The 25,688-nt window shown below is 72.1% G+C and carries 26 protein-coding genes and 1 pseudogene; 11 read left to right on the forward strand and 16 right to left on the reverse strand.

What is annotated here, in order from left to right:
* The first annotated feature begins 131 nt into the window (after nucleotides 1-131).
* Both AC07DW_RS21055 and AC07DW_RS21060 read left to right on the forward strand, forming a co-directional pair.
* Nucleotides 132-356, forward strand: a complete 225-nt coding sequence (locus tag AC07DW_RS21055) for a hypothetical protein (protein ID WP_478859185.1) — start codon at nucleotides 132-134, stop codon at nucleotides 354-356.
* Entirely contained in the window at nucleotides 349-1,146 is a 798-nt protein-coding gene (locus AC07DW_RS21060) for a DUF2637 domain-containing protein (RefSeq protein WP_478859186.1), read from the forward strand. The genes AC07DW_RS21055 and AC07DW_RS21060 overlap by 8 nt, the downstream gene beginning before the upstream one ends.
* 183 nt (nucleotides 1,147-1,329) lie before the next feature.
* Here AC07DW_RS21060 and AC07DW_RS21065 read toward each other — a convergent pair whose 3' ends face one another.
* The 5 genes from AC07DW_RS21065 to AC07DW_RS21085 all read right to left on the reverse strand — a co-directional run bounded on the left by AC07DW_RS21065 (nucleotide 1,330) and on the right by AC07DW_RS21085 (nucleotide 5,429).
* Nucleotides 1,330-1,785: a cold-shock protein gene (locus AC07DW_RS21065; protein ID WP_478859187.1), complete on the reverse strand. Its 456-nt coding sequence runs from the start codon at nucleotides 1,783-1,785 to the stop codon at nucleotides 1,330-1,332.
* A gap of 139 nt (nucleotides 1,786-1,924) precedes the next feature.
* Nucleotides 1,925-2,797, reverse strand: a complete 873-nt coding sequence (locus AC07DW_RS21070; RefSeq protein ID WP_478859188.1) for a 1,4-dihydroxy-6-naphthoate synthase — start codon at nucleotides 2,795-2,797, stop codon at nucleotides 1,925-1,927.
* Nucleotides 2,794-3,573 (reverse strand): futalosine hydrolase, encoded by a 780-nt coding sequence (locus AC07DW_RS21075; protein ID WP_478859268.1) that lies wholly within the window; start codon nucleotides 3,571-3,573, stop codon nucleotides 2,794-2,796. Before AC07DW_RS21075 ends, AC07DW_RS21070 begins: the two co-directional genes overlap by 4 nt.
* 2 nt (nucleotides 3,574-3,575) lie before the next feature.
* A complete protein-coding gene (locus AC07DW_RS21080) occupies nucleotides 3,576-4,055 on the reverse strand; it encodes a DUF2771 domain-containing protein (RefSeq protein ID WP_478859189.1) in 480 nt (159 codons plus the stop codon).
* 27 nt (nucleotides 4,056-4,082) lie between these two features.
* Entirely contained in the window at nucleotides 4,083-5,429 is a 1,347-nt protein-coding gene (locus AC07DW_RS21085; RefSeq protein WP_478859190.1) for an MFS transporter, read from the reverse strand.
* Nucleotides 5,430-5,715: 286 nt separating this feature from the next.
* On the opposite strand from AC07DW_RS21085, the gene AC07DW_RS21090 reads away from it, so the two are divergent.
* The 3 genes from AC07DW_RS21090 (at nucleotide 5,716) to AC07DW_RS21100 (ending at nucleotide 10,256) form a co-directional block, all read left to right on the forward strand.
* Nucleotides 5,716-6,639, forward strand: coding sequence for a DUF3027 domain-containing protein (locus tag AC07DW_RS21090; protein WP_478859191.1), 924 nt, complete (start codon nucleotides 5,716-5,718; stop codon nucleotides 6,637-6,639).
* 201 nt (nucleotides 6,640-6,840) lie between these two features.
* The gene (locus AC07DW_RS21095) at nucleotides 6,841-9,969 is read left to right on the forward strand and encodes a sacsin N-terminal ATP-binding-like domain-containing protein (RefSeq protein WP_478859192.1); all 3,129 of its coding nucleotides are present in this window, start codon (nucleotides 6,841-6,843) and stop codon (nucleotides 9,967-9,969) included.
* 26 nt (nucleotides 9,970-9,995) lie between these two features.
* Nucleotides 9,996-10,256 (forward strand): hypothetical protein, encoded by a 261-nt coding sequence (locus tag AC07DW_RS21100; protein WP_478859193.1) that lies wholly within the window; start codon nucleotides 9,996-9,998, stop codon nucleotides 10,254-10,256.
* A gap of 70 nt (nucleotides 10,257-10,326) precedes the next feature.
* Here AC07DW_RS21100 and AC07DW_RS21105 read toward each other — a convergent pair whose 3' ends face one another.
* Both AC07DW_RS21105 and AC07DW_RS21110 read right to left on the reverse strand, forming a co-directional pair.
* Nucleotides 10,327-12,777, reverse strand: coding sequence for an HAD-IC family P-type ATPase (locus tag AC07DW_RS21105; RefSeq protein WP_478859194.1), 2,451 nt, complete (start codon nucleotides 12,775-12,777; stop codon nucleotides 10,327-10,329).
* Between the two features lie 93 nt (nucleotides 12,778-12,870).
* Nucleotides 12,871-13,143, reverse strand: a complete 273-nt coding sequence (locus AC07DW_RS21110) for a DUF2530 domain-containing protein (RefSeq protein WP_478859195.1) — start codon at nucleotides 13,141-13,143, stop codon at nucleotides 12,871-12,873.
* Between the two features lie 191 nt (nucleotides 13,144-13,334).
* On the opposite strand from AC07DW_RS21110, the gene AC07DW_RS21115 reads away from it, so the two are divergent.
* Entirely contained in the window at nucleotides 13,335-14,792 is a 1,458-nt protein-coding gene (locus AC07DW_RS21115) for an NCS2 family permease (RefSeq protein ID WP_478859196.1), read from the forward strand.
* Nucleotides 14,793-14,892: 100 nt separating this feature from the next.
* Here the strand turns inward: AC07DW_RS21115 and AC07DW_RS21120 are convergent, their stop codons facing one another.
* The gene (locus AC07DW_RS21120; RefSeq protein WP_478859197.1) at nucleotides 14,893-15,081 is read right to left on the reverse strand and encodes a ribbon-helix-helix protein, CopG family; all 189 of its coding nucleotides are present in this window, start codon (nucleotides 15,079-15,081) and stop codon (nucleotides 14,893-14,895) included.
* A gap of 131 nt (nucleotides 15,082-15,212) precedes the next feature.
* Here AC07DW_RS21120 and AC07DW_RS21125 point away from each other — a divergent pair, with 131 nt between their 5' ends.
* The gene (locus tag AC07DW_RS21125) at nucleotides 15,213-15,656 is read left to right on the forward strand and encodes a MarR family winged helix-turn-helix transcriptional regulator (RefSeq protein ID WP_478859198.1); all 444 of its coding nucleotides are present in this window, start codon (nucleotides 15,213-15,215) and stop codon (nucleotides 15,654-15,656) included.
* Nucleotides 15,657-15,683: 27 nt separating this feature from the next.
* Nucleotides 15,684-17,123 carry an MFS transporter gene (locus AC07DW_RS21130; protein ID WP_478859199.1) on the forward strand — a complete coding sequence of 480 codons (1,440 nt, stop codon included), beginning with the start codon at nucleotides 15,684-15,686 and terminating at the stop codon, nucleotides 17,121-17,123.
* Here the strand turns inward: AC07DW_RS21130 and AC07DW_RS21135 are convergent.
* Nucleotides 17,077-17,586: a GNAT family N-acetyltransferase gene (locus AC07DW_RS21135; RefSeq protein ID WP_478859200.1), complete on the reverse strand. Its 510-nt coding sequence runs from the start codon at nucleotides 17,584-17,586 to the stop codon at nucleotides 17,077-17,079. The genes AC07DW_RS21130 and AC07DW_RS21135 overlap by 47 nt on opposite strands.
* Before the next feature lie 43 nt (nucleotides 17,587-17,629).
* On the opposite strand from AC07DW_RS21135, the pseudogene thpR reads away from it, so the two are divergent.
* A pseudogene (gene thpR, locus AC07DW_RS21140) lies at nucleotides 17,630-18,201 on the forward strand (RNA 2',3'-cyclic phosphodiesterase).
* A 126-nt stretch (nucleotides 18,202-18,327) separates the two neighbouring features.
* Here the strand turns inward: thpR and AC07DW_RS21145 are convergent.
* Both AC07DW_RS21145 and AC07DW_RS21150 read right to left on the reverse strand, forming a co-directional pair.
* Nucleotides 18,328-19,314 (reverse strand): aldo/keto reductase, encoded by a 987-nt coding sequence (locus tag AC07DW_RS21145; protein ID WP_478859201.1) that lies wholly within the window; start codon nucleotides 19,312-19,314, stop codon nucleotides 18,328-18,330.
* A 111-nt stretch (nucleotides 19,315-19,425) separates the two neighbouring features.
* Complete coding sequence (locus AC07DW_RS21150; RefSeq protein ID WP_478859202.1) at nucleotides 19,426-19,935, reverse strand: MarR family winged helix-turn-helix transcriptional regulator; 510 nt, start codon at nucleotides 19,933-19,935, stop codon at nucleotides 19,426-19,428.
* Between AC07DW_RS21150 and AC07DW_RS21155 the strand changes: the two genes are divergently transcribed.
* Nucleotides 19,934-20,464, forward strand: a complete 531-nt coding sequence (locus AC07DW_RS21155) for a carboxymuconolactone decarboxylase family protein (protein WP_478859203.1) — start codon at nucleotides 19,934-19,936, stop codon at nucleotides 20,462-20,464. The genes AC07DW_RS21150 and AC07DW_RS21155 overlap by 2 nt on opposite strands.
* Here the strand turns inward: AC07DW_RS21155 and AC07DW_RS21160 are convergent.
* On the reverse strand, nucleotides 20,451-20,939 hold the full coding sequence (locus AC07DW_RS21160; protein ID WP_478859204.1) for a MarR family winged helix-turn-helix transcriptional regulator: 489 nt from the start codon (nucleotides 20,937-20,939) through the stop codon (nucleotides 20,451-20,453). The genes AC07DW_RS21155 and AC07DW_RS21160 overlap by 14 nt on opposite strands.
* A 153-nt stretch (nucleotides 20,940-21,092) precedes the next feature.
* Between AC07DW_RS21160 and AC07DW_RS21165 the strand changes: the two genes are divergently transcribed.
* The gene (locus tag AC07DW_RS21165) at nucleotides 21,093-22,253 is read left to right on the forward strand and encodes an alpha/beta hydrolase family protein (protein ID WP_478859205.1); all 1,161 of its coding nucleotides are present in this window, start codon (nucleotides 21,093-21,095) and stop codon (nucleotides 22,251-22,253) included.
* 208 nt (nucleotides 22,254-22,461) lie between these two features.
* Here AC07DW_RS21165 and AC07DW_RS21170 read toward each other — a convergent pair whose 3' ends face one another.
* The 4 genes from AC07DW_RS21170 to AC07DW_RS21185 all read right to left on the reverse strand — a co-directional run bounded on the left by AC07DW_RS21170 (nucleotide 22,462) and on the right by AC07DW_RS21185 (nucleotide 25,532).
* Nucleotides 22,462-23,025: a hypothetical protein gene (locus AC07DW_RS21170; protein ID WP_478859206.1), complete on the reverse strand. Its 564-nt coding sequence runs from the start codon at nucleotides 23,023-23,025 to the stop codon at nucleotides 22,462-22,464.
* A gap of 56 nt (nucleotides 23,026-23,081) precedes the next feature.
* On the reverse strand, nucleotides 23,082-24,335 hold the full coding sequence (locus tag AC07DW_RS21175; RefSeq protein WP_478859269.1) for a DUF7224 domain-containing protein: 1,254 nt from the start codon (nucleotides 24,333-24,335) through the stop codon (nucleotides 23,082-23,084).
* A gap of 5 nt (nucleotides 24,336-24,340) precedes the next feature.
* Nucleotides 24,341-25,069: an ATP-binding cassette domain-containing protein gene (locus tag AC07DW_RS21180; protein ID WP_478859270.1), complete on the reverse strand. Its 729-nt coding sequence runs from the start codon at nucleotides 25,067-25,069 to the stop codon at nucleotides 24,341-24,343.
* Between the two features lie 94 nt (nucleotides 25,070-25,163).
* Nucleotides 25,164-25,532, reverse strand: a complete 369-nt coding sequence (locus tag AC07DW_RS21185) for a hypothetical protein (protein ID WP_478859207.1) — start codon at nucleotides 25,530-25,532, stop codon at nucleotides 25,164-25,166.
* Between the last annotated feature and the right edge of the window lie 156 nt (nucleotides 25,533-25,688).

Here is a 25,688-nt window from a genome sequence, read left to right on the forward strand (position 1 = left end):
CGACGGCCACTCGGATGGCTCAGACCCGGGGAGTTTCATACGCGCGTTAGCTGGTTATGACAGCGGCACTCCCTGATGGTTACTCCCGCGGACGAACCGGCCCCCGATCGTGGGCGAAGAATTCTGTTGCCATGGGCGACTTTCTGTTCATCCCCGCTTCGTCCCCCGTCGCGGGAATCGACGGAACGCTGCGGGGAGGCGGTGCGGTGATTGCCCTGACCTGGTCGGCTCCCGCGCTGCGGGAACTCGCGGCAGCGGTGGACGACCTCGAAACCGCGTTCCTGGACGCCTGGAAACGAGCCGGGCTGCCCGCCGGAGCGGGCAAAGGAAGGGCGGGGCTCCACGAACATGCGTGATTACCGCGTCGAGGACGCGCTCAGCCCGCACGTGCCCCTCTCCGAACTCGACGACCAGTACTGGATCCCTGCCTCGCAGTACCAGACCATCCCTGACGATCCGCTCGGTCTGGACCTGTCGGCGGACGGGCGGCAAACGGCGTGGGACCCAGCCGAAGAGCTCGCCTTCCTCCTTCAGGAGGCCAGGGAGGCGGACCGGGATCCCGCCCCTCCTCCGCGGGACGGAACGGACTGTCCGCTCGAACGCGACGGCATGACGAACCTGGCGAACATGTCGGCGGGCCTGCCGCCGGTGAACCCGGCGGGCCACGGCCGTCGCAAGCCCCGGCCGCCGGTCGTCACCTGGGCGCGCGTCGGGAGCTTCCTGCTCGCCGCCGTCTCGGTCGGCCTGGTGTCAGCGGTCAGCGTGTTCAGCGGCATCATCGCCTACGATCCGCTGCGGCACATCGCCGAGGCCCACTCGCCCGAGAACGTCGTCAACTGGTGGCCGCTGCTCGTCTACGGCCCCTGGGCGGTGGCGTCCCTGTCCGTCCTGCGTGCCGCTCTCCATCAGCGTCGCGCGGCGCATTCCTGGTCGGTCGTCCTGCTCTTCTCCTTCATGGGAATGCTGTTGTGCGTGGCGCAGGCTCCCCGCAATTACACGGACATGGCCGCGGCCGCGCTGCCCACCGTGGCGTCACTGGCCTGCTTCCACCAACTGGTCCGCTTCATCACCCTCACCCGGCCGCCCCGCAAGGTGAAACCGCGTCACCGGATTCTCGACCGGTCTCCCAACCGGCTCTCCTCCTGACGCGGTCCACCGCGGCCTTCCCCCCCGCGGGCCGGGTGCTCCCACGGGCGGCAGAACAGACAGGTAGGTGTGTGCTCTGCCGCCCGCGGGTGCGTCCCGCTCCCCGGTGATCACTTTTCCAGGTGCAAGATCGACTGTGCAAGATTCATCACTCTTACGGTTGATCACCACCCGAAAGTCATTTCATCCGCATGGTTCCCCGGGCGGTGCTTTCCTCATCCGCAGATCTGAAAGGGCGGTCGATCCATGAACGCGATCCACTGGCTGGTCCTGGTGTGTGCTTCGGTTTGTTCGACGGCGCCGGCCTTCGCCGTGTCCATGCGGACCGGGATGTCCGGGACCGACAGCCGGGAACTGCGCCGCCGTCAGCTCTTCATCCACGTCCTGCGGAACAACTGCCGCACGACGGTGCCGCCCAGGCAGTACCCGGACGTTGTCCGCGCGGACGCCGTCGGAGTCCAGGGTGACGTCGAACAGCACCCGCCGGCCGGGCACCAGGGTGCGGTCCGGACCGTGAATCGCTGACCGGTCGACCAGAGCCTCGCCCCGGCCGTCGTCCCGCACCACGACGCCGACCCCCCGGAGTGGATCGAACCACTTCACCTGTCCCACAGGCACAAGCCATCGCCCCCTGATCATCGGCTCGGATGAGGTGTCCGCACAGCTTGTGCCGACCCACCGCAGGGAGCAAGGGGCGCGACCACCGCGCCAGGAGCACCGCCCAGGCGCTCGCGACAGCCGCCACCACCGGTCCGTCCCCGGCCGGGGCGGCGCACCGTCACGGGAAGGACAGCGCGCCGGGCTCCAGGGGCGGCACCAGGCCCTCGGCCGCCGCGCGGGTCAGCAGCCCGCGCACCGCCGCGTAGCCGGATTCGCCGAGGCCGGCCGTGAACTCGTTGACGTACAGGCCGATGTGCTGGTCGGCCACGGCCCGGTCCATCTCCTGGGCGTGTTCCCGTACGTACGGGCGTGACGCCTCCGGGTCGTCCCAGGCCATGCGGACCGACGTCCGCGCCGACTCGGCGAGCAGCTCCAGCGTGTCCGAGCCCAGCGACCGCTTCGCGATGATCGCGCCCAGCGGGATCGGCAGGCCCGTCGTGGACTCCCAGAACTCGCCCATGTCGGCGAGGCGGTGCAGGCCGTACCGCTGGTAGGTGAACCGGGCCTCGTGGATGACGAGGCCCGCGTCGACCTTGCCGTCCCGCACGGCCGGCATGATCTCGTGGAACGGCATGACCACGACCTCACCGACCCCTCCGGGGACGACCTCCGCCGCCCACAGGCGGAACAGCAGGTAGGCGGTGGAGCGTTCGCTCGGCACCGCGACCGTCCTGCCCGTCAGCACCCCGGGCTCCCGGCTCGGCCCGAGCGGGGAGCCACCCCCGTCGCCGGGCTCCCGGGTGAGGACCAGCGGCCCCACACCGTGGCCCAGCGCACCGCCGCACGGCAGCAGGGCGTACTCGTCCAGCACCCAGGGCAGCACGGCGTACGACACCTTCAGGACGTCCAGCTCGCCACGCTCGGCCATCCCGTTGGTGACGTCGATGTCCGCGAACGTCACGTCCAGCTCGGGCGCGCCGGGCACGAGGCCGTGCGCCCAGGCGTGGAAGACGAACGTGTCGTTCGGGCACGGGGAGTACGCGATCCTCACAGGTCCTCCAGGAAGACGGTGGTGCCGAGCAGCCGGAAGGCGTTCCGCAGGGAGTCCAGCGCCTCGCCGATCCGCCAGGCGGCGCGGTCGCGCGGGCCGACGGCGTTGGAGACGGCACGGATCTCGACGGCGGGTACGCCGTGGGCGGCGGCCGCCTCGGCGACGCCGAAGCCCTCCATCGCCTCCGCGGCGGCACCGGGGTGGCGGGCGATCAGCTCGGCGGTGCGGCCGGCGGTGCCGGTGACCGTCGACAGGGTCAGTACGGGGGCGACGACGTGCCGCTGCCCGCCGACGTGGAGGGCCTCGGCGATCCGGCCGGCCAGCCCGGGCGGCGGCAGGTGGACGGAGCGGCCGAAGCCCAGCTTCTCGACGGCGAGGTACCCGTCGGGCGTGTCGGCCCCCAAATCCGCGGCGACGATCGCGTCGGAGACGACGACCGAGCCGAGGGGTGCGTGCGGGGCGAAGCCGCCGCCGATGCCCGCCGAGACGACCAGGTCGTACGCGTACGGGGCGGTGGCGAGCGCCACGGCCGTCGCGACGGCCGCGGCGGCCGGGCCGACGCCCCCCGCGACGACGTCCACGACCGCGTGGGCCGTGGGCGCGCCGGGGCCGTCCGGACCGGGCCGCCCCACCGGAGCGCCGGGCGCCGGGCGGCGCAGCCGCGTCAGGACGTGCCCCGACGGCAGGGTGCGCGGGGCGGACGCCGCGTAGCCGTGGAGGCCGGTGGCGACGGAGTCCGACTCCACCGCCACCGCCGTCACGACCAGGACCCGCAGGGTCAGGATTCCTTCTTCAGCTGGAAGTGCCAGATGCCGGTCAGCTTCTTGCCGGTGGTCTCCACGATGCTGATCTGCGCCGTGTTGGAGGTCTCACCGGTCTGGCTGGAGAGGAAGGCGCTGGCCGGGATCGACCGGTACGTCTTCTTGTAGGGCTCCTGCTCGGCCTGCTGGCCGCCGATGAACAGCGTCCAGCCGTTCTCGGCGACCTCCGGGTCGACGCCGAAACGGATCCGGTCGTCCGCCGAGACGGTGATGGTCTTCTCCGCCTTCTTGTTCAGGCAGGTCTGGATCTGCGACTCCTTGATGGCCTTGCCGTCGTTGTAGCAGGTCGCCTCGGTGTTGACCGAGTCGGACCCGACCGTCACGGTCGCGAGCGGCGTCGGCTTGTCGCAGGCGGAGAGTACGAGGAGTCCGGCGGAGACGGCACCCAGAGCGACGCCGGCCCGGCGGGCCCTACCGGAAAAGAACGCAACGGTCATGGGCCGAAGGCTATACGTCGCCCCGGGTCACGCCACGCGGGGGTGCGGCGTGCCGCGTCGCGCGGCGGCCAGCAGGCCCCGCACGGTCACCGCCACGCCCAGTGCCAGGATGCCCGCCGCGACCGACATCCCGAGGGTCCCGTTCAGCGGCAGGGCGATGCCGACCGCGCCGCCCACCACCCACGCCATCTGGAGCAGCGTCTCGGACCGGGCGAACGCCGAGGTGCGCACCACCTCCGGCACGTCCCGCTGGATCATCGCGTCCAGCGACAGCTTCGACAGCGCCTGGGACAGGCCCGCCACCGCGCCCAGCACCGCGACCGCGAGCCCGCCGAAGAACACCGCCGCCACGATCGCCGCCGCCATCGCGAGCGTCACCATCGCGGCGACGATCAGCTCCGGGGCCCGGGACCGGAGCAGCGCGCCGAGCGCCGTGCCGCACGCGTTGCCGACGCCCGCCGCCACGCCCACGATGCCGAGCGACACCGCCGCGCTCTGCCCGGACAGCGGATGCTCGCGCAGCAGGAAGGCGAGGAAGAAGATCAGGAAGCCGGACAGCACCCGGTGCGCGGCATTGGCCTGGAGGCCGTGCAGGACGGACGGGCCGACCGTCCGCAGGCTCGGCCTCCGCTCGCCGTGGGTCAGCATGTGGGCCTTGCGCTCGCCCTTGGCCGAATCCACCTTGTGGGGCATCGACAGCGCCAGCAGCGTGCCCCCGGTGAACAGCACGCACGCCCCGTACAGCGGCCACTGCGGCCCGATCTGCTGCAACCCCACCCCGACCGGCGCGGCGACGCCCGTCGCCAGCAGCCCGGCGAGGGTGACCCGGGAGTTCGCCTTCACCAGCGAGAAGCCGGGCGGCAGGAGTCTGGGGACCACGGCGCTGCGCACCACTCCGTACGCCTTCGACGCCACGAGCACGCCGAGCGCCGCCGGGTACAGCTCCAGGTCGCCGGTGGCGACCGCGCCGGACAGGGCGATCGCGAGCACCACCCGCGTCCCCATCGCGCCCGCCATCGCCGCGCGGCGCCCGTGCGGGAGGCGGTCCAGGAGCGGGCCGATCACCGGGGCGAGGAGCGTGAAGGGGGCCATGGTGATGGCCAGGTACAGCGCGACCCGGCCGCGGGCCTCGTCGGTCGGCACCGAGAAGAACACCGTGGAGGCGAGAGCGACGGTGATCATGACGTCGCCGGCGCCGTTCACGGCGTGCAGTTCGATCAGCTTGCCGAGCCCCGATTCCCCGGCCCCGTGGGCGTGCGTCGCTTTTCGGATACCGCGTGCCGTGCCGGTGAACGGCAGGTGGAGGGCACGGCCCACCCGCCGGCCCGCCCTCTGGAGCGGCCCGGCGTCGTCGGACGACCGCACGGTTGCCACCCCGTCATAGTGCCCCAGCAGCCGCTTCCGCGAACCGTGATGAGGGCTACTTGGGGCGGGCAGGTGGGCGGCGGGCTGCGGAGGGGGTAGCGTGCGTAGCGCGCCACCGGCGGAAGTTCTCGGCCGCGCGCCTCTTCGGCATCCCGCAGAATGGATGACGTGAGGTGTGCCCGAGACACGTCGGGCGCGGACGTCGATGCGGCCCGTTGGTCCGCTCCGCCCGCCGCCCGTACATCGCGAATCGGCCGGCGCATCTGTGAGACGGCGTAGGAGATGAGCGAGACCTGTGAGTGCTGCGACGACGCGAAGCCGTACTGCGCGTACCCCCGCCCCCGACCGCCTGTGCGCCGAGGCGGTGGACCTTGCGCGGGAGGCCGCCGCGGAGGTGGCGGCGCCCGGGGTGGTGGGCGAGCACACCGGTGTCGTCGCGGAGGGCGACCGGGTCGTCACGCACTTCTTCGAGTGCCGGGACCCCGGCTACCGGGGCTGGCGCTGGGCCGTGACGGTGACCCGCGCCTCGCGGGCGAAGGCCGTCACGCTCGACGAGGCGGTCCTGCTGCCCGGACCGGACGCCCTCCTCGCGCCCGAGTGGGTGCCGTGGAGCGAGCGGCTGCGCCCGGGTGACCTCGGGCCCGGCGACCTGCTGCCGACCGAGCAGGACGACCTGCGGCTGGAGCCCGGGTACACCGGCGAGGACGTGCCGCCGCCGAACTCGCCCGTGTCGGAGGAGATGGCCGAGCTCGTCGACGCCGAGGACGCCGACCTCGTCGCCCGCACCCCCTCGCGCGGCTCCATCGCGGCCGTCGCGGAGGAGCTGGGCCTGCGCCGGGCCCGCGTGCTCTCCCGGTACGGGCTGCACGTCGCGGCCGACCGCTGGGAGGAGAACTTCGGCGCGAAGACCCCGATGGCCCAGGCCGCCCCGGCGCCGTGCGTGTCGTGCGGGTTCCTGATGCCGCTGGGCGGGTCGCTGAAGCAGGCGTTCGGCGTGTGCGCCAACGAGTTCTCGCCGGCGGACGGGCGCGTCGTCTCCCTGACGTACGGCTGCGGCGGCCACTCCGAGGCGGCCGTCATGCCGAAGCCCCCGCGCCCCGCGCCGCCCGTCCTGGACTCGATGGGCGCCGACGACTTCCCCCTCCGCCCGGCCCGCGACAGCGGTTCGGTGCCGCCGGTCTCCCCGGACGCCGCCTCCGAGGACCTGGGCCACAGCTAGCCCTCCCCCTCCGGGCGGGGGCGCCCTGCGTGCGGGTGCCGCCGCCCGTGCGGGGTTGCCCACCGTCCCGGACCAGCGGCGCGGGCCCGGGACGTCGCAGGCCCCGGCACCCGGCCCGGGTGGGGGCGTCGGCCCCGCGTATGCCGCACGCGGTACCTTCGGGCCCCGTAGCAAACGCAGGGCGAGAGAGCGGAGCACGACGTGGGCGTGAGGGCGACGGCGACCGATGGGGCCGACCCGTTCGGGACCGCGCGACTGCGGCGCGGGGTGCTCGACGCCTGGGGCGCCGGGCCCGCGCGGTTCCGGGAGGACGCCAACGCGGAGGAGGACCTCGCGCTCGGCGGCTACCGCGACCGGCTGGTGGTGGAGCTCGCCCAGAACGCCGCCGACGCCGCCGCCCGCGCGGGTGTTCCGGGGCGGCTGCGGCTGACGCTGCACCCCGCCGACGCTGACGGCCCCGCCGTGCTCGCCGCCGCCAACACGGGCGCGCCCCTGGACGCCACCGGCGTCGAGTCGCTCAGCACGCTGCGGGCGTCCGCGAAGCGGGAGGGCCACGAGAGCGCGGTCGGCCGGTTCGGCGTCGGGTTCGCCGCCGTGCTGGCGGTCAGTGACGAACCGGCCGTCGTGGGCCGGCACGGCGGCGTGCGCTGGTCGCTGCGCGAGGCCCGCGAGATGGCCGCCCAGGCCGCGCAGGCCAGCCCCGGCCTCGGCGACGAGCTGCGCCGCCGCGACGGCCACGTACCGCTGTTGCGCCTCCCGCTGCCCGCCGAGGGCACCGCTCCCGAGGGCTACGACACGGTGGTGATCCTGCCGCTGCGGGACGCCGCCGCCGTGGACCTGGTGGAGCGGCTGCTCGCCGGGATCGACGACGCCCTGCTGCTGACCCTGCCGGGGCTCGCCGACGTGGTCGTGGAGACCCCGAAGGGGACGCGGACGCTCACCAGGCGCGAGCGGGACGGGTACGTCCACGTCGACGACACCGCCAGCGGCACCCGCCGCTGGCGGACCGTCAGCCACCGGGGCGCCGTCGGGCCGGAGTTGCTCAAGGACCGGCCCGTCGAGGAGCGGCTGCGGCCGCACTGGTCGGTCACCTGGGCCGTACCCGTGGACGACACGGGCGCGCCGGCCCGGCCCCGCACCGCGCCCGTCGTGCACGCCCCGACGCCCACCGACGAGCCGCTCGGCATCCCGGCCCTGCTCATCGCGTCGTTCCCGCTGGACACCACCCGCCGCCACCCGGCGCCCGGTCCGCTCACCGACTTCCTGGTCCGGCGCGCCGCCGAGGCGTACGCCGAGCTGCTGGGCGACTGGCGGCCGGTGTCGACCGGGACGATCGACCTCGTGCCGGGCCCGCTCGGCAAGGGCGTCCTCGACGGGGCGGTCCGGGGCGCCGTGCTGGAGCTGCTGCCGCGCGTGGCGTTCCTGGCGCCGGCGATCCCGCCCGGCGACGACGAGCCGCCCGCGCTGCGCCCGTTCGAGGCGGAGGTCGTCGAGGGCGCCGGCGCCGACACCGTGCGCGTCCTGGCGGAGGTCCTGCCGACGCTGCTGCCCGGCGGCCTGGAGCGCCGCGCCGAGCTGCGCGCCCTGGGCGTGGCCCGCCTCTCCCTCGGCGACGCCATCGACCGGCTGGCGAACACCGAGCGCACCCCCGCGTGGTGGCACCGGCTGTACGAGTCCCTCGCGGGCGTCGACCCCGACCGGCTGACGGGCCTGCCCGTGCCGCTCGTCGGCGGCCGTACCGCGACCGGCCCGCGCCACGTGCTGCTGCCGTTGCCGGACACGCCCACGGACCTGACGAAGCTGGGCCTGAAGGTCGCCCATCCGGACGCCGCCCACCCGATCCTGGAGAAGCTGGGCGCCCTGCCCGCCACCCCGCGCGCCGTGCTCACCACGCCGCAGGTGCGGGCGGCCGTCGCCGGGTCGCTGGACGCGGGCGAGACGTGGTACGACGGCGTCGGGGAGGAAGCCGCCCCGGACGCCGACGAGCTGGCCGAGACGGTCCTCACCCTCGTGCGTGACGCCGGTCTGGAGCCGGGCGACGAGCCGTGGCTGGGCGCCCTGGCGCTGCCCGACGAGGAGGGCGAGCTCGCCCCGGCGGGTGAACTGGTGCTGCCGGGCAGCCCGTTCGCCGCCGTCATGCGCGAGGACGAACTGGCCCTGGTGGACGCCGACCTGGCCGAGCGGTGGGGCGAGCAGCCGCTCGCCGCGTGCGGGGTGCTCGCGAACTTCGCCCTGGTACGGGCCACGGACGTCGTCCTGGACCCGGACGAACTGGAGCCCAGGGACGGGGACTTCGCCGAGCCGGACGACATCGGGCTGCTGGACGCGGTCGACGTGTGGTGCGAGGACGCGCTGGACCGGCTGCCCGAGACGCCGGTGCCGCCGGTGGCGACCGAGATCGTCGCCGTACGGGACCTGGACCTGGTCGACGACGACGCCTGGCCGCAGGCGCTGTCCCTGCTCGCCCGGCCGCCGCTGCGCGACGCGCTGACCCAGCCGGTGCGCGTCCTGCTGCCGGACGGCACGACCGAGACCGTCCGCTCGTACACCGCCTGGTGGCTGCGCGACCACCCGGTGCTCGACGGGCGCCGCCCCGCCGGGCTGCGGGCCGCCGGGGTGGACCCGCTGCTGGAGGGGTTGTACGACTCGGTCGACATCGCGACGGGCTTCCGGGACCCGCAGGTGCTGCGCGCCCTGGGCGTGCGGACCTCCGCCGTCGCGCTGCTGGACGAGCCGGGCGGCGCGGCCGAGCTGCTGGGGCGCCTCGCCGACCCGGAGCGTGAGGTGACCGGCGCGCAGCTGCACGGCCTGTACACCGCCCTCGCGGACCTCGACCCGGAGCAGGTCACCCTGCCCGACGACCTGCGCGCGGTCGTCGACGGCGAGGTGCGGGTGGTGGACGCGGCCGACGCGCTGGTCGCCGACGCGCCCGACCTGCTGCCGCTCGCCGGGGGCCGCGCGCTGCTGCCGGTGGCCCCGGCACGGGCGGCCGAGCTGGCGGAGCTGTTGCAGGTGCGGCGGCTGAGCGAGGAGGTCGAGGCGGAGGTCACCACGGCCGGCGAGGAGCACGAGGTACCGGAGTCGGTGCACGCCCTGCTCGGTCCGGGCACGCCCGAGACGTACGTCGAGCACGAGGAGCTGCGCGCGGGCGGCGTCGAACTGGACTGGCGCCACGCCCCGGACGGCACGGTCCACGCGGCCACCCTGGAGGGCGTCGCGGCGGGCCTGGCGTGGGCGGCGGGCCAGTGGCCGCGCCGTTTCGAGGTGGCGGCGCTGCTGGAGGACCCGTCGCGTACCGCCGAGCTGGCCCGCGACCGCTGGTTCGACTAGAGCGCGGGCACGAGGGGGCGGGGGCGATGTGGGACGGCGTGGAGCTGTGGCTCCGCAGGGCCGGTAAGCCCTTGCTGATAGGCCTGTTCGTGATGGCGCTGGCCGTGGCCCGTGAGCGCTGGTGGCTGCCACTGCGCGCCCTGGTCCTGCTGGCCGGGGCGGCCGGGGTGGTGGCGTGCGGCGTCGAGACGTGGAAGCTGATCCGCAGCCGGGAGACCACCGGAGTGGCCCTGGACCGGCTGGAGGCGGAGGAGCACGGGCTGCCGGCCGGTGGAAGCGGTCGCTGAGGGCGGCCGTTGACGGCGGCTCGCAGCGGTGCCGGTCACGCGGCCGGCCCCGGACCCGCAGCCACCCCGGTCACGCGGGGAACCGGCGGTCCACCAGCCGCCAGGCCGCCTCCACCAGGGCCGCGCCGGCCGCCGCGATGCCCACGGCCAGCCACGGCATCGTCGTGCCCACCAGCCGCAGCGCGAAGAAGCCCTGGAGCCAGGGCACGACGAGGACCAGCAGGAACGCCCCGCCCATGGCCGCGACCAGTGCGATCCGCCACCACGTGTAGGGGCGGGCGACGATCGCCAGCACCCACATCGACACCAGGAACAGCGTGAGCGTCGCCGCGCTGGTCTCGGCGCTCAGGGCGTCGGGCCCGCTGTAGTGGGCGCGGGCGAGCAGGTACGTCGTGAAGGTCGCCACCGCCGCGACGAGCCCGCCCGGGATCGCGTACCGCATCACCCGGCGGACGAAGTGGGGCTTCGCCCGCTCGGTGTTGGGCGCCAGCGCCAGGAAGAAGGCGGGCGCGCCGATGGTGAGGGTGGACAGCAGCGTGAGGTGGCGGGGCAGGAAGGGGTACTCGATACCGCTGCACACCACCAGGATCGCGAGCAGCACCGAGTAGACCGTCTTGGTGAGGAAGAGCGTGGCGACGCGGGTGATGTTGCCGATCACCCGGCGCCCTTCGGCGACGACGGCGGGCAGGGTGGAGAAGCTGTTGTTCAGCAGGACGATCTGCGCCACCGCCTTCGTCGCCTCCGAGCCGGACCCCATGCTGACGCCGATGTCGGCGTCCTTCAGCGCCAGTACGTCGTTGACGCCGTCGCCCGTCATGGCGACCGTGTGCCCGCCGGACTGGAGCGCTCCGACCATGGTCCGTTTCTGCTGCGGGGTGACCCGCCCGAAGACGGCGCCCTCGTCGAGGGCCTTGGACATCTCGTCCCGTTCGGCGGGCAGGCGGCGGGCGTCGACGGTGTGCGCGGCGCCGGGCAGTCCCAGCTTGCCGGCGACGGCGCCGACCGAGACGGCGTTGTCGCCGGAGATGACCTTGGCGGCGACGTCCTGGTCGGCGAAGTAGGCGAGGGTGGCGGCGGCGTCGGGGCGCAGTCGCTGTTCCAGGACGACGAGCGCGGCGGCGCGCGCGCCGGCGGTGACGTCCGGGTCGTCCAGCTCGCCGGTGACCTCGGCGAGGAGCAGGACGCGCAGTCCCTGCTGGTTGAGGTCGTCGATGTCGTCGAGGACGGGGTCGTCGTCGGGGAGGAGGACGTCGGGCGCGCCGAGGAGCCAGGTGCTGGTCCGGCCGCCACCCTCGCTGAAGGTGGCGCCGCTGTACTTGCGGGCGGAGGAGAACGGCAGCGCCTGGATGCACCGCCAGTGCTCGTCGTCGGGGTAGGCGTCGATGATCGCCTGGAGGGAGGCGTTCGGGCGGGGGTCGGACTCCCCGAGGGCGCCGAGGACCGTGCGGACGTAACCCTCGTCGGAGCCGTTCAGGGTGCGCAGCCCGGTGACGTCCATGCCGCCCTCGGTGAGGGTGCCGGTCTTGTCGAGGCACACGACGTCGACGCGGGCGAGCCCCTCGATGGCGGGCAGCTCCTGCACGAGGCACTGCTTGCGGCCGAGCCGGATGACGCCGATCGCGAAGGCGACGGAGGTGAGGAGGACCAGGCCCTCGGGGATCATCGGCACGATGCCGCCGACGGTCCGGGCGACGGAGTCCTTGAAGGCGGCGTCCTTGACGAAGAGCTGGCTGATGATGAGCCCGATCGCGGTCGGCACCATCATCCACGTGACGTACTTGAGGATCGTGGAGATGCCGCTGCGCAGCTCGGAGCGGACGAGTGTGAAGCGGGACGCCTCCTCGGCGAGCTGCGCCGCGTACGCCTCGCGGCCGACCTTGGTGGCGGTGAACGCGCCGCCGCCGGCGACGACGAAGCTGCCGGACATGACCTGGTCGCCGCGCTTCTTCACGACGGGGTCGGACTCGCCGGTGAGCAGCGACTCGTCGACCTCCAGGTTGTCGGCCTCGGCGACCTCGCCGTCGACGACGACCTTGTCGCCCGGCCCGAGCTCGATGCAGTCGCCGAGGACGATCTCCGACATGTGGACCTCGGCGGGCCGCCCGTCGCGCCGGACGGTGGGTTTGGTCTCCCCGATGACGGCGAGGGAGTCGAGGGTCTTCTTGGCGCGCAGCTCCTGGACGATGCCGATGCCGGTGTTGGCGATGATGACGAACCCGAAGAGGCCGTCCTGGATCGGCGCGACGATCAGCATGATCACCCACAGGACGCCGATGATCGCGTTGAAGCGGGTGAAGACGTTGCCGCGGACGATGTCGGTGGTGGAGCGGGAGCTGCGGACGGGTACGTCGTTGACCTCGCCCCGCGCGACCCGCTCGGCCACCTGGGCGGACGTCAGTCCGGTGGGCCGGTGGTGGACGGGTGGCCGGCGCGGGTGGACGGGGTCGAGTTCGGACCCGGCGTCGATGGTGGGCCCGCCGGGTTCGGAGCCGTCGGTGTGGACCTTTGCCCGGTGCGTCATGTTTTCGACGGTACGACCGTCCTCGCGCCCGCACACCGCGAGCGGCGGGAAGATCCGTCCCCGGTACGGCGGGAAGGGTCCCGCGGCCGTACGTCAGGCGGTGTCGCCGTGCGGCGGGCGGGCCGTCGCCGCCCGCTTGAGGGCCGCGTCGCGCCGGCGGACGTACCAGATGCCGATCAGGCCGAGTCCGCCACCGGCGAGGCAGGTCCACACCCACCAGGTGAGGTCGCGGTCGGCGAACCAGGCGTAGAAGGGGACCTGCGCCAGGAAGAGGACGAACCAGATGACCGTGCCGCCGGTGATGGTGGCGACGACGGGCCCCTCCAGGGGCTCGGGTGCCTCGTGCTTGGGGGTCCACTTCGCCATGCGCCCAGTGTAGGCGGGGCTTCCGGGGCGGCTCGGTGGCCGTGCGCGGGACCGGTCTACGCGCGGAGATACCGATCTTCGCATGATGCGTTCATACTGAAACAGCTTGTGTCTGACCGGGTTTCTTAGTGTGAATGACCAAAAACAACCGGTCGGGACCCCATCCCCGCCCCCGCACCCTGAGGTTTCGCATGCCCTCCTCGGCCACCACGCTGACGGACGCCGGCGACCGGCCGCCGTCCCCCGGGCAGCCGGTCAACGGCCGTCTGGACCGCTTCTTCAAGATCTCGGAGCGTGGCTCCACGGTCGCCCGTGAGGTACGCGGCGGCTTCGCGACCTTCTTCGCGATGGCCTACATCATCGTGCTGAACCCGATCATCCTCGGCAGCGCGAAGGACATGTACGGTCACCAGCTCGACGGTGGCCAGCTCGTCACCGCCACCGTGGTGACCGCCGCGTTCTCGACGCTGCTGATGGGCGTCATCGGCAACGTGCCGATCGCCCTGGCGGCCGGACTCGGCGTCAACACGGTCGTCGCCCTCCAGCTCGCGCCGCGCATGTCGTGGCCGGACGCCATGGGCATGGTCGTGCTGGCCGGCGTCGTGGTGATGCTGCTGGTGGCGACGGGCCTGCGCGAGCGGGTGATGAACGCCGTGCCCACCGGGCTGCGCAAGGGCATCGCCATCGGTATCGGCCTGTTCATCATGCTGATCGGCCTCGTCGACTCCGGCTTCGTCTCCCGCATCCCGGACGCCGCCCACACCACCGTCCCGCTCCAGCTGGGCGCCGGGGGACATCTCGCCGGCTGGCCCGTCCTGGTCTTCGCGCTGGGTGCGCTGCTCACGCTGGCGCTGATCATCCGCAAGGTGCCGGGCGCGATCCTCATCTCGATCGTCGTCATGACGATCGTCGCCATGGTCGTCAACGCCGTCGCGACGATCCCCTCCTGGGGCCTGACCACGCCGGAGTGGCCCGGCAACCCGGTCGCGTCCCCCGACTTCGGGCTCGTCGGGAAGGTCAGCCTGTTCGGCGGCTTCGAGAAGGTCGGCCTGCTGACCGGCTGCCTGTTCGTGTTCACCGTGCTGCTGTCCTGCTTCTTCGACGCTATGGGCACGATCCTGGGCGTCGGCGACGAGGCCAAGCTGATGGACAAGGACGGCAACTTCCCGGGCATCAACAAGGTGCTCCTGGTGGACGGCCTGGCCGTCGCCTCCGGCGGTGCCACGTCCTCCTCGGCCACCACCTGCTTCGTGGAGTCCACGGCGGGCGTCGGCGAGGGCGCGCGCACCGGCCTGGCGTCCGTCGTCACGGGCGCGCTGTTCTCGGTGGCGCTGTTCCTCACGCCGCTCGCCACGATGGTCCCCTCCCAGGCGGCCACCCCTGCGCTGCTGGCGGTCGGCTTCCTCATCCTGGCCGGGTCGGTGAAGGACATCGACTGGAGCGACTTCACGATCGCGGTGCCGGCGTTCCTGGCGATGGTGATGATGCCGTTCACGTACTCGATCACCAACGGCATCGGCATCGGCTTCATCGCCTTCAGCGTGCTGCGTCTGGCGGCCGGGCGCGGTCGCGAGGTCCCGGTGGCGATGTACGTCGTCTCGGCGGTCTTCGCCTTCTACTACGCCATGCCGGCGCTCGGCCTCACGTAACCGCCACCGCCCCCGCTTCCCGGTCGGCCCGGCCCGTGTCCCCACGGTCCGGGCCGCCGCGTTCCCCCTCCCGCGTGGGGGTCGTGCCCGGCGCCGGGCCTCAGGTGGGGCGGGGGCCGTAGAAGCGGTCGGTGCGGTCGACCGCCGCTTCGAGGCGCTCGTCGAAGTCGTCGCGGACGAGCGTCCGGACCACGTAGTCCTGGACGCTCATCCCGCTGCGGGCGGCACGGCGCCGGACCCGGTCGAGCAGCTCTCCGTCCATCCGCAGGCTGAGCACGGTCGATCCCATGGCGCCCAGACTCGCCGCCCCGCCGCGCCGCCCGCGTCGCTTTCCGGCCCGCTCTCACTCGTACGGGTGACCCCCACCACTCCGTGACCACCGAGTAGTATTTAGCCAGGGTAATGAGTTACGCTAAATACATGCCTGCCCTCTCCCACGGCGACCCCGCAGACGAAGCCGCCGTGAACGCCCTGCGCTCGGCCGTCATGCGGCTGGGCCGACGCCTGAAGCACCAGCGCGTCGACGAATCGCTGAGCCCCACCGAGATGTCGGTGCTCGGCACCCTCGCCCGCTGCGGTTCCGCCACCCCCGGTGAGCTGGCCCGCAAGGAGCATGTGCAGCCGCCGTCGATGACGCGCATCGTGGCACTGCTGGAGGCCAAGGGACTGGTCCGGCTGGAGCCGCACCCCGAGGACCGCCGGCAGAAGGTCGTCAGCCAGACCGAGACGGCCGAGGCCATGCTCGAGGAGTCCCGCCGCAAGCGGAACGCCTGGCTCGCCGGCCTCGCCGAAGGTTTGGACGAGGACGAGTGGGCAAAGCTGCGCGATGCCGCACCCGTGCTGGAGAAGCTCGCAGATCTGTAAACAGTCACAGCAAGGAGGCGAACGCTTTTGAGTTCGGGACCCGGAGCACTCTCCGCACCCGCACACAACCCCGACAACGACACCACCACCCGCACCGGGACCTTCTCCTCGCTCAAGGTCCGCAATTACCGGCTGTTCTTCACCGGCGCCATCGTCTCCAACACCGGTACGTGGATGGCCCGCATCACCCAGGACTGGCTCGTCCTCAGCCTCACGGGCTCCGCCGCCGCCGTCGGCATCACGACGGCGCTGCAGTTCCTGCCGATGCTGCTCTTCGGCCTGTACGGCGGCGTCATCGCCGACCGCTACCCCAAGCGCAACCTGCTGATGCTCAGCCAGGGAGCCCTCGGCCTGTGCGGTCTCGCCCTGGCCGTCCTCACCCTCTCCGGGCACGTGCAGGTCTGGCACGTCTACCTGATCGCGTTCCTGCTCGGCCTGGTGACGGTCATCGACAACCCGGCCCGCCAGTCGTTCTACTCCGAGCTGGTCGGCCCCGCCCACGTCCGCAACGCCGTCAGCCTGAACTCGGCGAACTTCCAGTCGGCCCGCCTCGTCGGCCCCGCCGTCGCGGGCGCGCTGATCGCGTCGGTCGGCAGCGGCTACGCCTTCCTGGTCAACGGCCTGTCCTTCCTCGCCCCGCTCGCCTCGCTGATGCTCATGCGCACCGGCGAGCTGCACCAGGTGGAGCGGGCGCCGCGCGGCAAGGGCCAGCTGCGCGAAGGGCTGCGGTACGTCGCCGGGCGCCCCGAGCTGATCTGGCCGATCACGCTCGTCGGCTTCGTCGGCACCTTCGGCTTCAACTTCCCGATCTGGCTGACCGCCTTCTCCGACGACGTCTTCCACGCCGGGGCGGGCACGTACGGCTTCCTCAACACCCTGATGGCCGTCGGCTCCCTCATCGGCGCCCTGCTCGCCGCCCGGCGCGGTACCTCACGGCTGCGGCTGCTGGTCGGCGGCGCGGTCGCCTTCGGCGTACTGGAGATCGCGGCGGCCCTGTCGCCGTCGTTCTGGCTCTTCGCGCTGCTGCTGGTCCCGATCGGCATGTTCGGCCTGACCGTCAACGTCACCGCCAACTCCTCGGTCCAGCTCGCCACCGACCCCGTCATGCGCGGCCGGGTGATGAGCCTCTACATGATGGTGTTCGTCGGCGGTACACCGGTCGGCGCGCCCCTGCTGGGCTGGATCACCGACACGTACGGCGCCCGCGCCGGCTTCGCCGCCGGTGGTGCCGTCTCGCTGGCCGCCGCCGTGGTGATCGGCCTGGTGCTGGCCCGGCTGGGCGGGCTGCGGGTGAAGGTCGAGATGCACGGCCGCCACCCGCACGTGCGGTTCGTGCCCCGCGAGCAGCTGGCCACGGCCGCCCAGGACGTGCCCTTCGCGACGGAGAGGGGCCCCGCCCGTACCGGGCCGGGCCCCTCCGTCACACCCGCCGCTCCAGCACCTGCCCCGGCCAGTCGCCGACCGTGAAGGTCTCCGTCGGCGTGAAGCCGTTGCGCACGTAGTAGTCCACGAGCCGCCCCCCGCTGCCCGCGAAGCAGTCCACCCGCAGCAGCGAGACGCCCTGCCGACGGGTCTCCTCGGCCGCGTGCGCCAGCAGCGCGCTGCCCACGCCCCGCCCGTGGAACCGGCTGTCGGTGGCCAGGAAGCGCACGTACTGCTCCGGCTCGCCGGCGGGGGCCACGTCGGGCCCGGGGAACGGCGTCAGCGTGAGCGTCCCGGCCGGTACGCCGCCGATCTCGGCGATCCACGGCGAACCCTCCGTGACCGTCTCCCGCACCCGTCGCACGGCCCGGGGCTTCGACGACCACGGCTCGGTGCCCCACTGGGCGGTGATGCCGCGCGCGTTCAGCCAGACGACCGCGCTGTCCAGCATGCCGAGTATCGCGGGGACGTCCTCCGCCGTGCCCTTCCTGATCTCCACCGTGTCCATCGGCCGAGGATACGGGGCGGGTGGATCATGCCAGACTCGCGGTATGAGGCTTTTCGCCGCCGTACTGCCGAGCCGTGCGGCCGTGACGAACTCGGCGCCGAGGTGGACCTGCTGCGCGCCCTGCCGGGCGCCGGCGACCTGCGCTGGACGGGCCGTGCGGCCTGGCACTTCACGTTGGCGTTCATGGGCGAGGTGGACGACGCGCTGGTGCCGGAGCTGAGCGCCCGGCTCGCCCGCGCCGCGCACCGCACCGGCCCCTTCCCGCTGCGCCTGCGCGGCGGCGGCCGGTTCGGCCGGCGCGTGCTGTGGGCGGGCGCGGCGGGCGGGCTGGACGAGCTGCGGCTCCTCGCCGACCGCGCGGACGCCGCCGCCCGCCGCTCCGGCGTCCCGATGGACGAGCACCGCCGGTACCGGGCCCACCTGACGGTGGCCCGCAGCCGTACGGACGCCACGGACCTGCGCCCCTTCGTCGAGCGGCTGCGGGACTTCGAGGGCAGCCGCTGGGACGTGGCCGAGCTCGCGCTCGTCCACAGCGACCTGCCCGGCGGAGGCGCCGCGGGCCGGGTACCGCGCTACGAGACGGTCGGGTCCTGGCCGCTGGAAGGGGCCAGCTAACCTCGGAGCGTGGACCCGAAGACCCGTAACCGGATCATGGCCGGTGTGCTCGTGCTGATGTTCGTGATCGTCGCCGTGGCGGCCGCGCTCGGCTGACCCCGGGCGCGGCCGTCCGGTGACGCCGGGTCACCAGGCGAAGGCCTCCGGGGACGGACCCGTGCCCGGGAAGATCGCGTCCAGTTCCTTCAGGACATCGTCCGACAGCTCCAGCTCCACCGCCCGCAGCGCGGAGTCGAGCTGCTCGGCGGTGCGCGGCCCGACGATCGGCCCCGTCACCCCCGGCCGGGTGAGCAGCCAGGCCAGCGCCACCTCGCCCGGCTCCAGCCCGTGCTTGTCCAGCAGGTCCTCGTACGCCTGGATCTGGAGGCGTACGTCGGTGTCGGCGAGCGCGTCCGCCGAACGGCCGCTGGTGCGGCGCCCGCCCGTGGCCTCCTTCTTGATCACCCCGCCGAGGAGTCCGCCGTGCAGCGGCGACCAGGGGATGACCCCCAGGCCGTAGTCCCGCGCGGCGGGGATGACCTCCATCTCGGCGCGGCGCTCGGCGAGGTTGTACAGGCACTGCTCGCTGACGAGTCCGACCATGCCGCGCCGGGCGGCGGTCTCGTTCGCCTGGGCGATCTTGTAGCCGGGGAAGTTCGACGAGCCCGCGTAGAGGATCTTGCCCTGCTGGATCAGGACGTCGATGGCCTGCCAGATCTCCTCGAACGGCGTGTGCCGGTCGATGTGGTGGAACTGGTAGAGGTCGATGTAGTCGGTGTTCAGCCGCTTGAGGCTGGCCTCGACGGCCCGCCGGATGTTCACGGCGGAGAGCTTGTCGTGGTTGGGCCAGACCGGCCCTTCGGCCGCCATGTTCCCGTACACCTTGGTGGCGAGCACGACCTTGTCCCGGTCGCCGCCCCGGGCGAACCAGGAGCCGATGATCTCCTCGGTACGACCCTTGTTCTCACCCCAGCCGTACACGTTGGCGGTGTCGAAGAAGTTGATGCCCGCGTCGATGGCGGCGTTCATGATGGCGTGACTGCCGGCTTCGTCGGTCTGCGGCCCGAAGTTCATCGTGCCGAGGACGAGTCGGCTGACCTTGAGTCCGGTGCGTCCGAGCTGCGTGTACTTCATGGTCGTACAGCCAACGCCTTGGAGCGCGCTCGAAGCAAGGGGGCGCCGGGCACGGCGCGGGCGGTCGCGTGTCGGTCGCGGGGGTAGCCGGAGGTGCCGAGGGCTGGGCGGTCACGCCCCGCCCAGCCACCCCGCCGCGTCGAGCCGGAAGGCGTCGGCCGGGACGACGGTCCGCAGCGCGGCCTCCATGTCCCGGACGCGGTCGGCCCCGAGGGTGTGCGCCCAGTCCGCCCGCAGTTCGTCGAAGATCGCGGCCGATCGGGCCAGGGCGTCCAGGCCGCGCGGGGTGAGGCGGACCAGCTTGCGGCGGGCGTCGGCGGGGTCGTCGGCGCGCTCGGCGTACCCGAGGGCCACGAGCCGGTCGACGGTCTTGCCGGCCGCCTGCTTGGACACGCCGAGCCGCCGTCCCACCTCGCTGGCGGTCGCGCCACCGACCCCGACGGCCTGCATGGCGAACCCGTGCGCGGGGCGCACGTCCGGGTGGCCCTGGCGGGCGAGTTCGGTGTGCAGCCGGTCGATCAGGGTGCGGAAGCCCGCGAAGAGGAGCAGCGGCAGCTCGTGGCCCCGGCCGTCACCCTTGCCCAGATCGACAACCTGGTTTACCTTTTTGTCGTCAACCATGTTGTCCATCTTAGGAGCGGCCGTGTTCACCGACCACACCCTGGAGACCGCCCCGCCGGCCGCCCGTCCGGTGATGGAGGCCGTCGCCCACCGCATGGGCGGCCACGTCCCGCCGGCCGTCGCCCGCATGGCGGCCTCACCGGAACTGCTGGAGGGCTTCATGACCCTGACCGCCATGTTCGACCGCACCACCCTGGACCCGGTCGCCCGTGAGACGGTCGTCATGACGGTCGCCACCCGCAACGGCTGCCAGGTCTGCCTCGACCTCCACACCCGCAAGCTCCGAGCCCTGGGCGCGGACCCCGCCGTCGTCGCCGCCCTCCGCGACGGGAGCCCGCTGCCCGACGAACGCCTCGACGCCGTACGGCGGTTCGTCGACGTCGTGTACGCCACGGCGGGCGCGGTCCCCGACGGCGACCTCCGCGCCTTCCTCGCCCACGGCTACACGGAACGCAACGCCCTGGAGGTCGTCATGGGCATCGGCGCGTACACCATGTCGACGTTCGCCAACCGCCTCACGCGGGCGTGACCGCCGCGACGTTGTCGGCCATGCGGCGCAGCACCTTCAGCGCGGCGACGTACTCGTCGTCGGTGACGCCGTCGTGGAGCTGTGCCCGGATGCCGGTGACCAGCTCCTTGATCCGGGCCTTGGCGGCGCGGCCCTCGCCGGTGAGGTGGAGGCGCTCGTCTTCGTCGACGCGCAGCCAGCCCCGGTGGAGCAGGTGGTCGACGGCGCGGGAGGCGTCGTGCGGGGTGTCGGCCACGTCGGCGAGCGCGGCGGCGACCACCTCGCGGGTGACGTGGCCGCCGGCGTCCACCCGGTTGATCGTCCACCACATGGGCTGGGTGACGTCCACGCGGGCCATGGCGTCGCGGATGTGACGGGTGACGGCCCGGTGGACGACGCCGCTCCAGTAGCCGATGGGCTGCGAGGCGAGCTCGGCGTCGGTGGCCGCGGGGTTGGCGGGGTTCACGGGGGTGGGGACAGTCGGTGTCGTCGTCATGGGGTCGACCGTAGGACCTCGACCGCGATTGAGGTCAACGTTCTCAGGGTGGTTGTCGGCCGGTGGGTGGAGATCGCCGTACGTCCGGCGGCCGACCCCGTTCAGGCTGTGGGGGGACGCCCGGGGCGGGTCCCGCTGCCTAGCCTCGGCGGTATGAATCATCTGCCTCGCGGCGCTGCCGCTTTACTCGGCCTGTCTCTCGCCCTGCTCGGTACGGGCGTCGCCTCCGCCGCCCCGGCCACGCCGGTGGCCCCGGCCGCCGCCGAGGCGGCGCGCGTACGCCCGCAACTCCCGGTGCCCACCGGGGCGTACGCCGTCGGACGTGACACCCTGCACCTCGTCGACACCAGCCGGCCCGACCCATGGGTCCCCGAGGCGGGGGCGCGGGAGCTGATGGTGTCGATGTACTACCCGGCCCGGCCCGGCGGTGGCCGGACGGCCCCGTACATGACCAGGGGCGAGGCCCAGGCCTTCATCGACGACCGCGAACTGACCGACGTCGTGTCCGCCGCGACGCTCAGCGGTACCCGCACCCACGCCCGTCCGGCCGCCGCGCCCGTGCGCGGGACGTTCCCGCTCGTGGTGCTGTCACCCGGGTTCACCGTCAACCGCTCCACGCTGACCCTGCTCGCCGAGGAGCTGGCGAGCCAGGGGTACGTCGTCGCCGCCGTCGACCACGCCTACGAGACGGTCGGCACCGCCTTCCCCGGCGGGCGGCTCCTCACCTGCGTCGCCTGCGACAAGATCAAGCCGGGCGGGTACGGGGTGGTGCCCCAGGGCCGGGCGCAAGACGTGTCCTTCCTCCTCGACCGGCTCCTCGCCGGCAAGCACCCCGCCTGGCGGCACGCCCGCATGATCGACCGCGAGCGGATCGGCATGGCGGGGCACTCCATCGGCGGCGCCTCCGCGATGTCCACCATGGTGCGCGATCCGCGTGTCCTCGCCGGGGCCGACATGGACGGGTCCTTCATGGAGCCGGTACCGGCCCAGGGCCTGGACGGGCGCCCGTTCATGATGCTCGGCACCGGCGACGACGACCGCTCCTGGGTCCGCGACTGGCCCCTGCTCGACGGCTGGAAGCGCTGGATCAACGTCACCGGCTCCGGCCACTTCACCTTCACCGACACCCCGGTCCTCGCCGACCAACTGGGCCTCCTGTCCCCGGACGAGCCCCTGTCGGGCAAGCGGTCGCAGGAGATCACGCGCGCTTACGTGGCGGCCTTCTTCGACCTGCACCTGAAGGGCGTCGACCGGAAGCTACTGGACGGCCCGACCGCCGAGCACCCGGAGGTGGTCTTCCACAAGGAAGGCTGACCGAGCGGAATCCCTTGTTCCGCGCCTCGCTCCGACGCCGACCGTTGAGCCTGCTCAGGGAGCCCCACGCGAGCGAGCCCGACGAGGTGGCGGATCCCCAGAAATCGACGCTTCGGCCTCGGTCCTGATCAGCGACGTCACGGACGACAGGGAGAGGTGCCTCTACCCGTATCGGGTCCGAGGCACCTCTCCTGGCACAAGGGCTGTTTCACCGGCCTCTTCGCTTCACACTGATGCGCCTGGCTCGCCGACCGGCACGGGCACCAAGTAGATGCGCTGACACGCCGATACCGAAGAGGCAAAGGGCCGTGGCAACGGCGAGCGCTGAAGAGGCCTCGTGCAGGGGCCAGGTCCATGCAAATGGACGCCCGGTCGGCGCTAGCCCGACAAGCGCGCAGACCACCGGCACGGTCGCTACGGAAAGGGGTCCGTATCCGGGGCCGGCGAGCCGCTGGACGACAAGGCCGACTCCCAGATACCCCGCCAGGTTCCTGGCTACAGCGAAGGCCATGGGGAAGTCGATCAGGTAGTTCTCGGCGCCGGCGAGTACCGCCGCGGCGATACACGCCGCAAGGAGCATGCCAGCCCGGTATCGCTGCACCGGTCTGACGGCGATCGTCTGGTAAGCCTCCGGCACCTGGTTCACCGCGTGGAGCACGATGGCCGCGGGGATCACGGGGAGCACCAGCGGAATGGGGATGCCGTTGGCGACTCCAGAGAACAGCGACGGGATGGGAAGTGCCGACCCCGCGAGCAACGGGGCCAGGAGCATCGTCCCGACGAGAGTCGCCGCGCAGAGGAGTGCCAGGTGGGCGCGAAGCCACCACTTCACGAGGCATCCGCTCGTGGTGCCGTGTATGAGCCTGGAGCGAGGTCGGGTTCGACCGAGCAGTCACGTACCGCTCGCATGTTGCGTTCGTACCAACGATGTTGCGTATCGACCGGCAGTTGTCTGACCTGCTGGGAGAGTGCTACGGCCTGAGGGGACCAGCGGCTACGCAGGTCCGGTTCGGGCACGCCTCCGGTGAGAGCCAGCCAGGCGTAGATGACCGTGGCGGCCTCGCCCCCCGGGTACTTCGCTCCCGGCGAGAGGGCGCACGCAGGTGGTTCAGAAGGCAAGGGGCTGGTTGCAACGTTCGAAAGGACACTTGACTCGGACGGCCGGACTTCGCCGAACTCGATCTGCGACGCCGGTGTCACGTTCACGGTCTTCAGCCGTAGGCTGGCTTGTTGTGCCCAGCGGGCGATCTCCTCCTGTCGGCTGGACTGCTCGGGCCACAGGCAGACTGCGGGAGCAGTTCCAGTGCACTCGCGCAGTGCGGTGTCACGGGGCTCGTCGCCGTCGAAGTCCAGCGGGATCGCCAGGGTGAGGCTGACGGCCAGGGCGATTCCGAAAGTGCCGAAGGAAGCCAGAATGCGTCGAGATCTCTGCCGGAAGGTGGCAGTGAGTACGGCGGCAGCGATGATGCCGACGGCCAGCGTGACGGTGGCAGCCATGCTACGGGTCGAGGGGGCCGCGTCCAGGCCGCAGCACTCGATGAACCCCTGACCGTTAAGGTGCCGCAGCCAGGCCATGGAACCGAGTGCCGCGGGCCAGAATCCCCACACATAGCCGAAAAGCAACATGCACGCAGCTCCGAGGGTCCGCGGCATGCGGGCGCCGGCCAGCCAACCCAACGCCATGTGCGACAACACCACGACGTAGGCAGTGCCCAAGATGCCGAGACTCGGAAACCCTTGGCTCGGCGGCACGGCTACGGCATGGACTGCCAGCGAGGCGATAATTCCCGCCAGGCCGAGCACGGCCACGGGAAGCAGGTGCGGTCCCGCGATGGCAAGAAGGCCGCGCGCCGGTGCGAGGGCGAGGACGTCACCCTGCCGAAGTCGAGCGGATTCCCAGGCGGCAGCTGCCCCGCAGGCGGCGTTGACAAAGCCGAGTACCAAGGTGGACTGAGCGCTGACAGAAGTCCAGGAGGCGATTACGGAGTCCGTGTTCTGCGCTCCGATCCACACCAACACAGGTATCAGGACTATGGCGAGCCAAGGAGCGGGGCTGGTGCGGAGCAGGGTGACGACGCGCATATCGGTCACGCCTCCCCGCGCACGAGGCTGCGGTATGCGACCTCGGCACGTCGATCCGCCGGGGTGGAGGCCGGCGCCGTGGTGAAGAACGCGGGGACGCTGCCCTGGAAGACCGGGCTTCCTTGGTCGAAAACCACCACGGTGTCGTAGATATCAGCGAGATCTTCGGTCTGGTGAGTGGAGACGATGAAGTGCATCGATTCGGCGAGTTCGGCCAGCAGGTCGCGGAAGACACCGCGCTGCACCGGATCGAGGCCGGCGGTGGGCTCGTCCAACAGAACAACCTCCGCGCTGTGCACGAGGGTTTGAGCGATGCCCAGGCGCCGGAGCTGACCACCGGACAGTTCGTGACTTCCGCGGTGTCCGAGGTCGGCAAGGCGTACTCGTTCCAGTGCCCGCGCTGAACGGTCCCATGCCTCACTCCGGGACAGACCCTTCAGCCATCCCACGTAAGCCGCCTGTTCACGGACGGTCAAGGACGGAATGGGATGGACTTGTTGTGGGAGCCATCCCACTCGCTGCCGGTACTGACGTCGGGATCTCCCACGAGTGCCGTCCAGTCGCCCCAGGAGAACACTCCCCGAAGCTGGAACCAGCGATGTAGCGCCAATGGACAACAGGGTCGACTTTCCCGCCCCGTTAGGCCCTAGAAGGACTGTGCAACCTGGAGGGAACTGCATGGTCAAGGAATCCAGCACAGGTGAACCCGCTCGATAGGAGAACGAGCAGGCCATGTATTGCAGCGGCACGTGAGACCCCGAAGTGGACGGTGGAGAAACGGAGCCGGTGCGACCGGGCCGACGTCACGACTCCGGCCGCACCCACGCGTCAGTAGGCGACGACGACCTGGTTAACAGTCAGCGCAGCAAATGCGGTCGCCTCACCGTTGAGGTTCGAGTAGGTGAAATAGTACTTGCCTGCTGCCTTGTCGCCGTAGTAGACGGTATTGCAGGCGTTGTTTGCGCGGCCGACAACAGGGTCCGGCAGCCAGTCACGGTCCTGCTTCAACTGCAGGCCGGCGTAACGAAAAGTGCCGGCGGACACGGAGCAGCCGGAGAACCTGATATAGGTGGAAACACTATCTCTGTTGTTGTCGTTCCAACGGCTCGACTCCTTGCCCGTCAACCAGCCGCCGATGGAACTGCTCCAGTATCCCTCGGCATAGGCGGGTGCGGCGCCAAGGCTGACCGCTGCCACCGCCCCCATCGCAGCGGCAGTTATTTTCCGCGACTTACCCACAGTCCCCCCTCGCAGCGCGCCCCGGAAACCCGATGAGGTTTTCATAGGTCTGGGGGCGCGTGTCTGACGTTCAAGCGTGCTTCGTGAGTCCACTCTGTATAAAGAAGGCGGATG

Source organism: Streptomyces sp. NPDC045701 (genome assembly GCF_056432045.1).